Genomic DNA, 14,157 nt, shown 5'->3' with positions numbered 1-14,157 from the left:
TTTAAGGTTGCTCTGATTTTTTATATTATTTTTTTGGAGTTTTTATGAAGAAAGCTGTCGTGGGAAGGGATGAAGTTGGCGCTCGCCGAAAAATGATAATTTATGGTGGAGGGACTTTTGCCGCGCTCATGAGATATTTATTTGAAAGTGATTCGAATTATGTGGTTGTTGCATATTGCTTGGATAGGAAATTTATTGCTTCTTCTGAAATAGATGGTTTGCCAGTTGTTGCGTTTGAAGATGTTGAGAATATATATTCTCCGAAAGACTTCGACATGTTTATAGCTATAGGCTATTCGGGTATGAGAAACAGAGTATTGATGTATGAGAGAGCAAAGCAGAAAGACTTTATGCTGGCGAATTATGTTAGTAGTGATTCAGTTGTGAGTGATAGCGTTGTTTTGGGCGAGAATAACGCAATTTTGCAAGGTGTACAAATTGAGCCATTCGTAAGTATTGGTGATAACAATGTTATCTGGTCGTCTGTGAATATTTGCCATGACTCGAAAGTAGGGAACCACTCATTTATTGCGGCCAAGTCGACGATTGGTGGGTTCTCCGCGGTTGGGAATAATTGCTTTATAGGTTTTGGTTCAACAATAATTCATAATGTAAGTCTTGCGGATGAAACTCTTGTTGGAGCTTGTTCCTTAATTACTTCTGATACTAATAAGTATTCAAAGAATATCGGGATTCCCGCGAAGGAAATAGGATTTCATGCTGACGAGGGAATAAAGATAAAATGAAGAAAGTTGCAATACTTCAGTCAAATTATATTCCATGGAAGGGGTATTTTGATATTATTGCTGCCGTGGATGAGTTCATCCTCTATGATGACATGCAATATACTAAGAATGATTGGCGGAATCGGAATAAGATAAAAACTCCTAAAGGGCTAGAGTGGCTCACTATTCCGGTTGGGCAGAATATTGAAAGAAAAATTCGTGAAGTTAATATTTCTGATTCTCGATGGCAACAAAAGCATTGGCGTACATTGGAGGCGAATTATCGGCGTGCAAAATATTTTGAGGATGTGGAAACTTGGTTGCGACCACTTTATGAGTCGTACTCACATGAAAACTTGTCTTCACTCAATCGTATTTTTATAGAGGCTATTTGTCTCTATCTAGGCATTTCCACTAAAATTAGTAATTCTTGGGACTATGGTCTCAGCGACGGGAAGACTGAGCGTTTGGCCGACTTATGCCTCCAGGCCGGTGGCTACGAGTATATTTCGGGGCCTGCAGCAAAAGACTATATAGATGAGGGCGTTCTTAACGAGCGCGGCATTAAACTTACTTGGTTTGATTACGCAGGATATCCTGAATATCCCCAGCTGTGGACGGAATTCAACCATGGTGTGAGCATACTCGATTTAATATTCAACTGCGGTAAAGAGTCTCCACGCTACATGAGGTATGTCGCACATGATTCCATTTAACAAACCACCTTACACCGGAAACGAAGATCAATACGTTCTTGCAGCAATGCGCAGCAGTAAAATTTCCGGTGATGGAGACTTCAGTAAGCGCTGCCAGGCGTGGTTCGAGGCTAAGTTAGAATGCAAAAAAGCACTTCTGACCCCCTCCTGCACGCATGCGCTAGAGATGGCAGCGTTGCTGATTGATGTGCAAGCGGGTGATGAAATCATCATGCCGAGTTACACCTTCGTCAGCACTGCCAATGCTTTCGTCATGCGTGGGGCGAAGATCGTTTTCGTCGATATTCGTCCGGACACCATGAATATTGATGAAAATCAAATCGAAGCGGCGATTACCTCAAAAACCAAAGCGATCGTCCCTGTCCATTATGCAGGCGTTGCCTGTGAGATGGATGTAATTATGGACATCGCCTTACGCCACGGACTATTTGTCATTGAAGATGCAGCTCAAGGCATGATGGCTTCGTACAAGGGGCGCCCTTTAGGCAGTATTGGCCACATGGGAGCCTTCAGCTTCCACGAAACCAAGAACTACACTAGCGGAGGTGAAGGCGGTCTACTGATCATCAACGATGAACGCTTTGTAAGTCGCGCCGAAATCATCCGGGAAAAAGGCACTAATCGGAGTCAATTTTTCCGTGGGATGGTGGACAAGTACAGTTGGGTTGACATTGGTAGCAGCTATCTGCCCTGTGATATTCAGGCGGCCTTTTTATGGGGGCAGCTAGAGAGATCTGAAGAAATAAATAAGAACCGATTGCAGCTTTGGAATTCCTACTACGAGGCGCTATTTTCACTAGCCTCAAGTGGTAGGGTTACACTGCCATCAATACCAGATGGATGTGTTCATAATGCGCACATGTTTTATTTGAAAGCCAATGATCTCAATGAGCGAACAGCTTTGCTTGAGTATTTAAAGAACCGAGAAGTATATGGTGTTTTTCACTACGTCCCGCTTCACTCAGCTGTCGCTGGCCCACGATTCAGCCGGTTCCATGGTGATGATCGATATACAACTAACGAGAGTGAGCGCCTGATCCGTCTGCCTGTTTGGTATGGTATGCAAGGACATGAGATCACTCGGGTTGTTGATTCAGTTTTAGAGTTTTTCGCTTGAACGCAAAAATAATTGCCTCTTTCGCCATTGGCCCCATTGGAGCCGCTGTTCTCGGCTTTATCACGCTACCGATTATTACTTGGTTCTTTTCGGCAGAAGATATTGGTCGTATTTCCATGCTTCAAGTTGTAAGCAGCTTTAGTGTCCTCTTGTTCTGTCTGGGGCTTGATCAAGCTTACGTGCGCGAATACCACGAGGCAGAGCAAAAGCCAGCACTGCTCAAAGCCGTTTTGATGCCTGGTTTTGTGTTGCTGTTGTTGGTCTCAACTGTTTTGATGTTGGTGCCTGGTGCAGTGTCAAGATTGCTTTTTGACATTGATAGTGTAGCCATAAGTGCTTTTGTTGTGTTCTGCCTGCTTTTTTCCTTTATATCGCGCTTCTTATCCTTGGTCCTGCGTATGCAGGAACGGGGCTTGGCTTACTCCATGAGCCAAGCCCTGCCCAAGGTGCTTTTTCTCGCTGTTATTGGAATCTATGTTTTATTTAAATTCGGCTTCGATTTTTCCCATCTTGTCAATGCCCATGTTATTTCCATCTCGGCGGTCACACTGATATTTGCATGGAATACTCGTGACGAACTACAAGCTTCGCTTGATCAGAAGGTAAATATAGAAAAGCTTGTCGCCATGCTCAAGTTTGGCTTGCCTCTTATTATGGGGGGGATGGCGTTTTGGGGCTTAACAGCCATGGATAAACTCTTTTTGCGCAGTCTATCCTCATTTGAAGAGTTAGGAGTTTACTCAGTTGCCGTAAGCTTTGCTGCAGCTGCTATTATTTTTCAACAGATATTCTCGACTGTATGGGCACCAACTGTTTATAAATGGGCTGCGGAAGGTGTGAGTCCGGAGAAGATCGATCAGGTTACGGAGCATGTGCTGGCGGCAGTGGTTTTTACATTTGCATTGGCAGGATTGTTCTCCTGGGTCGTTAGCTACCTACTGCCTGATACTTATGGCCGGGTGCAATACATACTGGTCACATGCATGGCCTATCCATTGCTCTACACGCTTTCGGAAACCACAGCAGTAGGCATCGGCCTCACCAGGAAGAGCCTCTATGCCATGGTTGCTTCCATAGTGGCTGCTGTGGTCAATCTAATCGGTAACTATCTTCTTATACCGGCTTACGGCGCTGCCGGTGCTGCTATTTCAACCGCAATCGCGTTCTGGGTATTTTTACTTCTCCGAACAGAGTTTTCCTGTCGGGTCTGGCGACCATTGCCGCGAAAAAAATTGTACAGCACGACACTTGTCAGTCTTGTTGCTGCAATCGCCTTTACGTTAGTGGGTGAAGAGCATCGCTGGATTTTTGTTGTTTTTTGGGTTTCCATGATTTTAGTCTGGAGTTTTGTTTTTAGGCGGTCATTAATTAGTATTCGCTTGCTTTTTTGAGTGAAAAAGTAGTGCTGTGTTGTTGGTTTCTAAGTGGATAATTTAACGGCTAAATTGGGTGGGGTGAAGTGATTTATTTTATATATTTCATTTTTTTTGTTTTTCTTCTTCTTTGGTCTGCGTTTTTGGCTGCTCCAGGTGGAGTTGGGCGAAATGTTTTGAATCCAGGATTTTTGTTTTCTTTGGTTTATGGTGGCGGCTTTTTCTTGCTGCCATGTTTCAGTCTGTATTTCGGGGTTTATAGATTTTCTGATGAGTATAGTTTTGAAACTTATCTCCAGGCTGGTGTTTTTTGCTTCGTTTTTGGATTAATGGTATTGGGGGGGTACGTGCTCTTTTCTGGGCAGAGATCTTATCTTCGTTGGCAGCGTTCCGATTTTTCGTGTTATCGCCCTCTTAGTGTGCTGCAAATTTGGGTGGTTGTAATCGTTTCTGGGGCTTTGGTTCTAGCTGGCGCTGTCCCTTATTTTTTATTAATTATGAAATACGGGGCTTCTGGCTATGCTGCAAACCGCATAGTGCTCGTGCAGGGTTTAGGTTACTTTGCACTGTTACTGAACGCCGGTCTTGTAGGGGCTGTAATCGTAGCTGCTAACATTATGCTGCGTGTTGGAAAGGTAAGGTTCTCTGAGAAGATTGCTTTTTTAATGGTCCTCGGTATTGCAATGCTTCCGGGGGTTTTATTGTTTAGCAGGATGAGGTTTTTATTACCCTTTGTCATTCTTGCTGTTTTATGGGTCATGCTTAAAAAAAGAGGTGTTTTGCGCGTTAAAACGATAGTTCGGATGACTGGCGCGGCTGTGAGTTTTCTTCTCTTGGGATTAATGCTGGGTTCTGTTCGTGAGAGTTTTATGGCGGATAGGGCTTTGGATAACAGTACTATCGACATCTCTCAGAATGTGGTTACTACGTATGGGAATCAAGAGATATTGTTATGGCTTTCCTCAAATGATCATGATTTTTTGCTCGGAAAGACATTCTTTGCCGCAGCGTTAGGTATGGTGCCGAGGAGCTTTTGGCCAGGCAAACCTCTTGGTGGCGGTCCTGCACTTCGTAACATGATCTATCCTGGGTCGTACGATCTGGAAGGTGGGGCCAATTTGACATCATATACAACTGGACTACCGGTCGAGTCGTATATGAATTTTGGTTGGTTCGGCGTCTTTGTTGGGCTCTTGTTCGGGGCAGGGCTTGCTGCCATCGCCAGATTGCTACTTTGGGCTAAGAGCCCAATAGCGTTAGGTGTCCTTGCCGTTATTCTTTTTCATTCCGTTTTCATATGTTATTCCGAGTTTTTCGGTTGGTTAGTGCATGTTTATTCTGCTGTGGTTCCAGCTATGTTCTTGTGGATGTTATTAAGTTTGCTTCGACCAAGTGGGTTGAATAATAAAATCTAGATATCTTGACTTGTTTAAAAATGTTGCGCTGCTGCGATGGGGTGGCCTGAGTTGTGAGTGTTTTGGTTAGGCGAGTAAGGGGGAGTTATCTATATCGCCATAACTTGATTGAGTTAAGAGCTGCAGGAGATGGTGGTTGCCTTGTTTGCAACGCCTCCTCTCCGGAGGTAATAAAATACCTGGGTTATCCTAATTTTTGTCGCATCATTGGGAGGTTAAAGAAGGTAATTTGTTCCTCTCATCTTTGAAGTGATTGGATTTATTAATGATTGTGTGCTGCAAGCTGAAGTGGCAGAGGCATTGTTATTTGGGTGATCTATAATAATTTGTCCTGAGGTGGTTCTCAGAGCTAAGGATGATTGTCGCCTAGCCGGACTTATCTGGACTACAAGTTGGGGTGGAAATAGTAATGTGGGGCTGCATTTTTAATAAGCGATCCGATTCCTGATTGAAATGCGTCTTTTTGAGAGTGCGTCACGGAAAAAGCACTCGCTTCAAAAATTGCCAAGTGGAAAACCTTGAGAATAGGATGGTCGAATTAAGAGAGATGTCGAGTTGGGTCTTTTGATTTTTAGTATGCAGCAAGAAAATCGCTTCAACTGAGGGTTTTTATTTGAGAATGTACCAGTGGCAATGTGCCTGCTTTAGTTTGTTATGTACGTGCGCTTGTTTTCTGCAGTCGCCTTAATTTGGTAGGCGGTGTGTTATATGGGAGGTTTTCTCATGGATAAATCTGCTGTTATTGTTGGTGTGGGGGCTGACATTGGTGCTCAGCCGTATCTAAATAAGCTGAGTAAAGTTCTTTATGGGAAAGGGTATGTTGTTGAGTATGTGTATTGGGATAGGGGAGGGGAGCCAGTAAAAAGTTTTCCTGGGATAAAATTTACTCGGCTATATAAGGGAGAGGGGCGTGTAAAGTTTGCTCTATTGTTTCATTATATTTGCTGGTCTTTCTTGGTTCTTAAATATTTTCTGGTTTCTTCGACTACGCATAAGCTGTTTTTTTTGTCGCGATTGGACGCTGCTGCGCCTGCATTTTTTGTTTCCTTCTTCAAGCGGGTTGATTATATTTATCTTGATCGTGACGCGGCGCATATGACATATAAGCTTGGACTTTTCAAGCCTGTCTTCCGTTTTTTGGAAGCGCAAATTGGTAGGCGCGCGTTAGTTCATATGGTTCCTGGTGAAAGTAGAAATTTCACTGGCTACAAAAATGTTCGAGTGGTTGAGAATACGCCATCTTCGGAGGAGCTATCTGCAGCTCATGACTTATTTTTGAAAAGAGGCGGGCGGCTGGATTTAAGGAAAACCATTTATATTAATGGCTGGCTTTCCGAAATGCGCGGAATGAGATTTATTCTTGATGTGGTGAGTAAACTTTCTCCTGAGCAATTCCGAGTCATAGTTGCGGGGCGGCCTGGGTGCGCTGATGCGGATGCTTTGATTGAACTTCCAAATATTGAGTACCTTGGGGTTGTTCCTAATGCTGAGGCACTTTCTTACTATAAAGAGTCAGATTTGGTTTTAAGCTTCTATGACCCGGCGTATGAGATAAATAGAAAAGCTGAACCAAACAAGTGGTATGACTGTGTTTGTTTTGGAGTCAGGTTTGTAACCAATAGAGGGCTTGATACGGCTAAGTTTTTTTACGAAAAAAATATTTGTTTATTGGTTGATTATGGTAATTCCAATGAGCTGTTTTCTACTTTGATGGATTTTGATAACTGTCCTGCAGTGGCGCAAATTTTTGTGAGTGAGGTCCGTGCTGACTTTTTGCCTTGGGACTCAAAAGTATCTTCAATAATCGATGAGTGCGAACAATTAATTTCTGATTTCTAATTAAATGCTTATTTTTGATTTCGTGGGGTGTCTATGAATGATTTTTCCTCAAAGGCCATCCTTATTACAGGTGGTACTGGTTCTTTTGGCAACGCTGTTCTCAAGCGCTTTCTTGATACTGATATTGCTGAGATACGCATTTATAGTCGTGACGAAAAGAAACAGGATGATATGCGTAAGCGTTACGCAAACCCCAAGCTGAAGTTTTATATTGGCGATGTGCGTGATTACCAAAGCATCCTGAATGCTACTCGTGGAGTTGATTACGTTTTTCATGCCGCCGCGCTGAAGCAGGTGCCGTCTTGCGAGTTCCATCCGATGGAGGCGGTCAAGACGAATGTGATCGGTACCGAAAACGTTTTGGAGGCAGCGATCCAGAACGGAGTAAAACGCGTTGTTTGTTTGAGTACCGACAAAGCGGTGTATCCGATCAATGCCATGGGTATCTCCAAGGCGATGATGGAAAAGGTTATGGTCGCTAAATCGCGCAATGCCGATGATAGCAAGACGGTCATTTGCGGTACTCGTTACGGTAACGTCATGGCTTCGCGTGGCTCGGTGATCCCGTTGTTTATCGAGCAGATCCGTGCGGACAAGCCGCTGACGTTGACTGATCCGAACATGACGCGCTTTATGATGACGTTAGCCGATGCTGTTGATCTGGTGCTTTATGCCTTCGAGCATGGTAACAACGGTGACCTGTTCGTGCAGAAGGCGCCGGCGGCGACAGTCGAAACCCTGACTCGGGCACTCACACTGTTGCTCGACAAGCCTGAGCATCCGATCCAGGTGATCGGCACCCGTCATGGCGAAAAGCTGTATGAAGCGTTGCTTAGCCGTGAGGAAATGGCCTGTGCCGAAGACATGGGCGATTACTATCGTGTACCGCCGGATTTGCGTGATCTCAATTACGCCAAGTTTGTCGAACAGGGGGAGGAGAAGATTTCGCACATGGTAGATTATAACTCTCACAACACCGAGCGCCTGGATGTCGAGGGTATGCAGCGTTTGCTGCTCAAACTGGATTTCATGCGTGCAATCCAGCGTGGTGAGCACGCTACGCCAGAGGAATGATCAATGAAAGTGCTGATCACCGGTGCCAATGGTTTTGTCGGCCAGAATCTTGTTGCGCATCTGGCGGAGCGACAAGATATCGAGGTGTTGTGCTTTACACGAAATGATCCGCTAGACGCGCTGGCTGGCCTTGTAGAGCAGGTTGACTTTGTGTTTCACCTGGCTGGTGTCAATCGCCCTCAAGATCCGCTGGAGTTTCAAAGCGGCAATGCCGACCTGACGCGCAAGCTGTGTGAGGCAGTCGAAAACAGTGGCCGGCAAATTCCGCTGTTGTATACGTCATCCAGCCAGGCCGAGCTGGACAATCCTTATGGCTGCAGCAAGCGCAGCGCCGAGGAGGCACTGCTTGATCTGGCTAACAGGCACGGCTCTGTTGTCCATCTTTTCCGCTTGCCTAATGTGTTCGGCAAGTGGGCGCGCCCGAACTACAACTCAGCGGTGGCGACCTTCTGCCACAACATTGCTCGTGACCTGCCTATCCAGATCAACGATCCGCTGGCATGCGTTACCCTGGTTTATATCGATGATGTGATTGCCCATTTCCTTGCGGTAATGGAAGGCCGGCTGGTCGGTACCCCCTTTGTCACGGTCGATCCGCAGTACAGCATCACGGTTGGCGAGTTGGCAGAGCAACTGCGCACCTTCCGCGACAGCCGTGACACGTTGATTACCGATGCGGTCGGCATTGGGTTGGTGCGCGCTCTTTACTCCACCTACCTCAGCTATCTGCCGCCCGAGCGCTTCACTTATGAGGTGCCGAAATATGGCGATCCGCGCGGTGTGTTCGTTGAGATGCTGAAAACTCGCGACTCGGGTCAGTTTTCCTTTTTCACTGCACATCCTGGCATTACCCGAGGTGGCCATTACCACCACTCCAAGACCGAGAAGTTCCTCGTTATCAAGGGCGAGGCATGCTTCCGTTTCCGTCATATCGTCACTGGTGAGTTCAATGAACTGTTCACCACGGGAGAGCGGCCAGAAATTGTCGAGACCGTACCCGGTTGGACCCATGACATCACCAACGTCGGTGAAGAAGAATTGATCGTGATGCTCTGGGCAAACGAGATTTTCGATCGCGAACACCCGGATACCTATGCGTGCCCTGTTGCTACCGAGGCATAAGCGTAGCCGTGAAGAGAGTTGCAATGAAGAAGCTAAAAGTCGTCACCGTAGTGGGTACTCGCCCTGAAATCATTCGTCTGTCCCGCGTTATGGCCAAACTGGACGAGTACAGCGAGCATGTGCTGGTCCATACCGGCCAGAATTATGATTACGAACTGAACGAGATATTTTTTCAGGATCTCGGTATTCGGAAACCAGATTATTTTCTCAACGCGGCTGGAGCGACAGGTGCTGAGACCATTGGCAATGTGATTATTGCTGTGGATCGCGTACTGGCAGAAGTGCAGCCGGAAGCCTTGCTGGTGCTGGGTGATACAAACAGCTGTATGGCAGTAATCCCCGCCAAGCGCCGCAAGATTCCGACCTTTCACATGGAAGCCGGTAATCGCTGCTTCGATATGCGGGTGCCGGAAGAGATTAATCGGCGTATTGTCGACCACACTGCCGACATCAATCTGACCTACAGTACGATTGCCCGTGACTACCTGCTGCGCGAGGGCCTCTCTCCGGACATGGTGGTCAAGACCGGCAGCCCCATGTACGAGGTCCTGAATCACTATCGCGAAGGCATCGACGGGTCGGATGTTCTGGAACGCCTAGGGCTCGAGGCGGGGAAGTTTTTCGTAGTCAGTGCACACCGTGAGGAGAACGTCGACTCGGACAAAAACTTCCTCAAGCTAGTCAATGTGCTCAATGCCGTGGCGGCACATTACGGCCATCCGGTCATCATTTCGACCCATCCCAGAACACAGAAACGCGTCGATGCTTTGGGGGTGGAGTTCCATGCCAACGTGCGTTTGTTGAAGCCGCTTGGTTTCAAGGACTACAACAAGCTGCAGCTGACTGCCAAAGCCGTGCTTTCGGATAGCGGCACCATCAACGAGGAGTCGTCCATCCTGAATTTCCCTGCGCTCAATATCCGCGAGGCGCATGAGCGTCCTGAAGGGATGGAAGAGGCTGCCGCCATGATGGTCGGTCTTGATCTGGAGCGAGTCATGCAGGGACTGTTCGTGCTGGAAAAGCAGGGGCGCGATGAACAGCGCAGCCTGCGCCTGGTCGCTGATTACAGCATGCCAAATGTGGCAGAGAAGGTCGTCCGCATCATCCACAGCTATCGCGACTATGTGATGCGTAATGTCTGGAAGATACAGTAGTCGGCTTGACGATCCAATATTTGTTGCCAGCTACGCTCAAAGCTTTTTCAGCGCCGGCTGGCAGCCAGCCTTGGATTCTTATTGCTCTTCGTGCGCTAATGCCTCTCGGTCCTGTTGCGCGAGCGATATCGTGAAGCGTTTTTGGTAGCAGGGGGAAACTTGCGCTGGTTGCTGGGCATATTCAAGCGATCTGGCTTGACCGGAAGATCCGCTTGACCGCCCTCAAGGAAGTACTGGTCCGGACTGCGAAGGTGGGCTGGGAGAGGCAAGAAAACCGGGACGTTGATGCGCCAAACGATGAGGTGTCGACCCTTTCCATCGTCGAAGGGGGGGGGCATCCCGAAAGTTGAGCGGCTGATTGAGTTCGGCAATTAACATCTCGGGCAATTTTGAGCTAGAGCTGGAAAGTATAGGAAGGCGAGAGATTGTGAGCTCCTTTTCGTAAAGGATATCTGGCATCAGATAGTCAGATTCGAAAGGTCAGATGGTGTGGCACCTACCTACCAGGCGTGGCTTTTGCCACGCGACACAAGTTGCCGTGAGGAGGGAGTGGTTTTCGTGCGAGTTCAGCTTATTACTCAGCTATTCGACCCGGAGAATGCGATCAAGGGGCTATCGTTCGTTCAAGAACTCGCCAGACTTGGGTACGAAGTCGAAGTTGTTACCACCTACCCCAGTTACCCCGGTGGGCAGATCTACCCGGGCTATCGGATGCGCCTGATGCAGTTGGAGATCATCGAAGGGGTGCGTGTGGTTCGATTGCCTTCTTATGTGTCCCACGGTAGTTCGGCACTCAAGCGACTACTGAGTTATGCGTCCTTTTCGGCATCGGCGTTTTTCTATTCGCTGTTCCTCGGCCGAAAGCCGGATGTTATCTACTCCTACTTTCCGCCGATGGTGGGGGGGGTCGCCTGCGCCATTCTTGGTAGTATTCATCGGCGGCCATTCATCTATGACGTCCAAGATCTCTGGCCCGAGGCTCTCGTTGCCACGGGCATGCTCCGCAATCCGCGCGGAGTTAGCTTGATCGCGCGTTGCGTTGGCTGGGTCTACAAGCGTGCGTCGGCCATTGTCGTGCTGTCCGAAGGCTACAAGCGCACGCTTGTCACGAAGGGTGTTCCGGAGAGCAAGATTCATCGAATTTACAACTGGTGCGATGAGTCGAGGTTAAAGCGTTCCGATCCGTCTGACCGCAGCAGAAGCAGCTTCGATATCATCTATGCGGGCAATCTGGGGGCCGCCCAGGCATTGGGTAGCGTGATCCAGGCCGCTCAGTTGCTTCAGCAGGACGGCGAGCGAGGTATCCGGTTCATTTTCATCGGGGATGGCATTGAAAGCCAGCGCCTCAAGGAGCAGGCGGCCTCTCTGGGCTTGGAGAATGTGGAGTTTCGCGGCAGCGTTCCGCCGGAGGCCATCGGCGCCGAGCTTTCTAAAGCCGATGCATTGCTGGTGCACCTAGCGGATGATCCGGTATTCGCAATTACTGTGCCGTCCAAGACCCAGGCCTACATGGCGATGGGCAAGCCCATCCTAATGGCGGTGGCAGGGGAGTCGGCGGAAATCATTGAGAAAGCTGGTGCCGGAATGGTTGCGAGGCCCTGCACGCCAGCAAGCATTGCTGAGACTGCGTTGCAGATGGCTCGTAGTACGCCCGAACAACTCGCTGTGTTTGGCGCAGCTGCTGAAGGCTACTATCGAGAAAATATGTCCCAGAAGAATGGTGTCGAGCATGTTTCTCGTATCCTGGCCTTGGTAACGGAAAAATTTGGACATGCCTGATTCCAACAGCGTTGCTGTTCGCCCCGCATTGCTTTCGGATTTGCCTCTAGTGGCGAAGATTCATCAAATAGCTTTTCCAGACTTCCTGATGACCCTTCTGGGGCCGTCGTTTCTTCAAGCGTATTACCAGACGGTATTTGATTACGCGGAGAGCTTGTTTCTAGTGGCCGAGGACGATGAAGGAACCCCTTTCGGATTCGTCGCAGGCTTCGCCCAGCCGGAAAAGTTCTATGCCCTCTTGGGCTCGCGCAAGAAACGCATGATGATTTCAGCGGCGCTGCACCTGTCGATTCGCCCTAAGCTGTGGAAGCGTGTACTGGAAAACATGAAACTGGTTTCGCAGCGATCCACTGATAGTAGTCAAGATGACTTGCTCCGGGTTGAACTAGCATCTATCGGAATTTCGCCTGCTCAGGGGCGCCGAGGCAACGGAAAAGCTCTGGTCAACGCATTCCTTGACAGCGCTAGGGAAAAGTCGGCCGATATAGTCGAACTCAGCACCGACGCGAACGGAAATGATGCGGTCAACGGATTTTATCGGGATATTGGATTCACTCTATCAATGTCAGAAGAGCGAGCAGGCGGTCGGCTTATGAATCACTACGCCTATGATTTGCGTCGCCTGAAAGATTGAATTCCACCTAATCGATTAACAGCAAGGTGTGTAAAGAATAATGAGCAACTCGAGTGTTCCGTTTCTGCCGTTCGCTCTTCCCGAAATTGGCGAGGAAGAGATTGCAGAAGTTGTCTCTTCGCTTCGTTCTGGTTGGGTGACCAGTGGCCCCAAGGTCAAGCAGTTCGAACGTGATTTTGAAGAGTGGCTCGGAGGTGGCGTGGAAGCCATCTCCGTCAACTCCGCAACTGCCGGCCTGCACCTGGCGTTAGAGGCATTGGGCATCGGCCCAGGCGATGAGGTCATCACCACGACCCACACCTTCACCGCTACGGCCGAAGTCATTCGCTACCTGGGTGCCGATCCGGTTTTCGTCGACGTGGACGCCGACACCCTGTGCATCGACGTAGATGCCATCGAACAGGTCATCACGACTCGCACCCGGGCCATTATCCCGGTGCACTTCGCTGGCCGCAGCGCGGATATGGGCAAGATAATCGACATTGCCAAGCGGCATGGTCTGAAGGTTATCGAGGATGCCGCCCATGCGCTCCCGACCACCTGCGATGGCAGGCTGATCGGCACACTGGAAAGCGATGTCACGGTCTTCAGCTTCTATGCCAACAAGACTATTACCACCGGTGAAGGTGGCATGGTGGTAACCCGCAATGCTGAGATCGCCAAGCGCGCTCGAATCATGCGTCTGCATGGTATCAACAGGGATGCCTTCGACCGGTTTACCGCCAAGGTTCCTAGTTGGTATTACGAGATTGTCGCGCCGGGCTTCAAGTACAACTTGACCGACATTGCCGCGTCCATCGGTATCCATCAGCTGAAGAAGGCCCACGCTTTCCAGCAGAAGCGGCAGTACATAGCCGACCGCTACAATGACGCACTGGCATCGCTGCCGCTGATTCTACCGCCAAAGGCTGCAGGCAGTGACACGCATTCCTGGCACCTCTATGTTATTCAGCTGGCCGGCGATGTAGCGGTAGACCGAGCCGAGTTCATCGAGCGAATGTTCGCCCTGGGCGTGGGGATGAGCGTTCATTACGTTCCTCTGCATCAGCAGCCTTACTGGCGCGACACCTATGGCCTCACCCCGGAGATGTTCCCGGTCAGCCAAAAGATCTACGAGCGCACTGCTACGCTGCCGCTCTACACCCGGATGACGGATGCCGATATCGACAGGGTCGTCTGTGCTGTGAAAGAGTCCCTGAAGTGATAACA

General features: G+C 48.8%; 12 protein-coding genes. All 12 read left to right on the top strand.

Annotation, left to right across the window (positions count from 1 at the left end; all coding sequences use genetic code 11):
• The first annotated feature begins 44 nt into the window (after positions 1-44).
• The 12 genes from E8F06_RS17450 (at position 45) to E8F06_RS17395 (ending at position 14,152) form a co-directional block, all read left to right on the top strand.
• The gene (locus tag E8F06_RS17450; RefSeq protein ID WP_280369527.1) at positions 45-746 is read left to right on the top strand and encodes an acetyltransferase; all 702 of its coding nucleotides are present in this window, start codon (positions 45-47) and stop codon (positions 744-746) included.
• Positions 743-1,441, top strand: a complete 699-nt coding sequence (locus E8F06_RS17445; protein ID WP_280369525.1) for a WbqC family protein — start codon at positions 743-745, stop codon at positions 1,439-1,441. Before E8F06_RS17450 ends, E8F06_RS17445 begins: the two co-directional genes overlap by 4 nt.
• Positions 1,428-2,558 carry a dTDP-4-amino-4,6-dideoxygalactose transaminase gene (rffA, locus tag E8F06_RS17440; protein ID WP_280369523.1) on the top strand — a complete coding sequence of 377 codons (1,131 nt, stop codon included), beginning with the start codon at positions 1,428-1,430 and terminating at the stop codon, positions 2,556-2,558. Before E8F06_RS17445 ends, rffA begins: the two co-directional genes overlap by 14 nt.
• Positions 2,555-3,949, top strand: a complete 1,395-nt coding sequence (locus E8F06_RS17435; RefSeq protein ID WP_280369521.1) for an oligosaccharide flippase family protein — start codon at positions 2,555-2,557, stop codon at positions 3,947-3,949. The genes rffA and E8F06_RS17435 overlap by 4 nt, the downstream gene beginning before the upstream one ends.
• A 68-nt stretch (positions 3,950-4,017) precedes the next feature.
• Positions 4,018-5,346 carry an O-antigen polymerase gene (locus E8F06_RS17430; RefSeq protein ID WP_280369519.1) on the top strand — a complete coding sequence of 443 codons (1,329 nt, stop codon included), beginning with the start codon at positions 4,018-4,020 and terminating at the stop codon, positions 5,344-5,346.
• A 723-nt stretch (positions 5,347-6,069) separates the two neighbouring features.
• A complete protein-coding gene (locus E8F06_RS17425; protein WP_280369517.1) occupies positions 6,070-7,185 on the top strand; it encodes a hypothetical protein in 1,116 nt (371 codons plus the stop codon).
• 33 nt (positions 7,186-7,218) lie between these two features.
• On the top strand, positions 7,219-8,259 hold the full coding sequence (locus tag E8F06_RS17420; protein WP_280369516.1) for a polysaccharide biosynthesis protein: 1,041 nt from the start codon (positions 7,219-7,221) through the stop codon (positions 8,257-8,259).
• A gap of 3 nt (positions 8,260-8,262) precedes the next feature.
• On the top strand, positions 8,263-9,381 hold the full coding sequence (locus E8F06_RS17415; RefSeq protein WP_280369514.1) for a capsular polysaccharide biosynthesis protein CapF: 1,119 nt from the start codon (positions 8,263-8,265) through the stop codon (positions 9,379-9,381).
• Between the two features lie 23 nt (positions 9,382-9,404).
• Entirely contained in the window at positions 9,405-10,535 is a 1,131-nt protein-coding gene (wecB, locus tag E8F06_RS17410; protein WP_280369512.1) for a UDP-N-acetylglucosamine 2-epimerase (non-hydrolyzing), read from the top strand.
• A gap of 558 nt (positions 10,536-11,093) precedes the next feature.
• On the top strand, positions 11,094-12,314 hold the full coding sequence (locus E8F06_RS17405) for a glycosyltransferase family 4 protein (RefSeq protein WP_280369511.1): 1,221 nt from the start codon (positions 11,094-11,096) through the stop codon (positions 12,312-12,314).
• Positions 12,307-12,948, top strand: a complete 642-nt coding sequence (locus E8F06_RS17400) for a GNAT family N-acetyltransferase (protein ID WP_280369509.1) — start codon at positions 12,307-12,309, stop codon at positions 12,946-12,948. Before E8F06_RS17405 ends, E8F06_RS17400 begins: the two co-directional genes overlap by 8 nt.
• Positions 12,949-12,988: 40 nt before the next feature.
• Complete coding sequence (locus tag E8F06_RS17395) at positions 12,989-14,152, top strand: DegT/DnrJ/EryC1/StrS family aminotransferase (protein WP_280369507.1); 1,164 nt, start codon at positions 12,989-12,991, stop codon at positions 14,150-14,152.
• Positions 14,153-14,157: the final 5 nt, after the last annotated feature.

The organism is Pseudomonas sp. BN411 (genome assembly GCF_029871235.1).
Lineage (GTDB): Bacteria > Pseudomonadota > Gammaproteobacteria > Pseudomonadales > Pseudomonadaceae > Metapseudomonas.
Note: the sequence above shows the minus strand (reverse complement) of the source record. Positions and strands in the feature narration are given on the sequence as shown.

Bases quoted from the DNA above. Each gene is read 5' to 3' on its own strand.
- rffA (WP_280369523.1), top strand. From the start codon at position 1,428: ATGATTCCATTTAACAAACCACCTTACACCGGAAACGAAGATCAATAC.
- E8F06_RS17450 (WP_280369527.1), top strand. From the start codon at position 45: ATGAAGAAAGCTGTCGTGGGAAGGGATGAAGTTGGCGCTCGCCGAAAA.
- wecB (WP_280369512.1), top strand. From the start codon at position 9,405: ATGAAGAAGCTAAAAGTCGTCACCGTAGTGGGTACTCGCCCTGAAATC.
- E8F06_RS17425 (WP_280369517.1), top strand. From the start codon at position 6,070: ATGGATAAATCTGCTGTTATTGTTGGTGTGGGGGCTGACATTGGTGCT.
- E8F06_RS17445 (WP_280369525.1), top strand. From the start codon at position 743: ATGAAGAAAGTTGCAATACTTCAGTCAAATTATATTCCATGGAAGGGG.
- E8F06_RS17420 (WP_280369516.1), top strand. From the start codon at position 7,219: ATGAATGATTTTTCCTCAAAGGCCATCCTTATTACAGGTGGTACTGGT.
- E8F06_RS17400 (WP_280369509.1), top strand. From the start codon at position 12,307: ATGCCTGATTCCAACAGCGTTGCTGTTCGCCCCGCATTGCTTTCGGAT.
- E8F06_RS17415 (WP_280369514.1), top strand. From the start codon at position 8,263: ATGAAAGTGCTGATCACCGGTGCCAATGGTTTTGTCGGCCAGAATCTT.
- E8F06_RS17395 (WP_280369507.1), top strand. From the start codon at position 12,989: ATGAGCAACTCGAGTGTTCCGTTTCTGCCGTTCGCTCTTCCCGAAATT.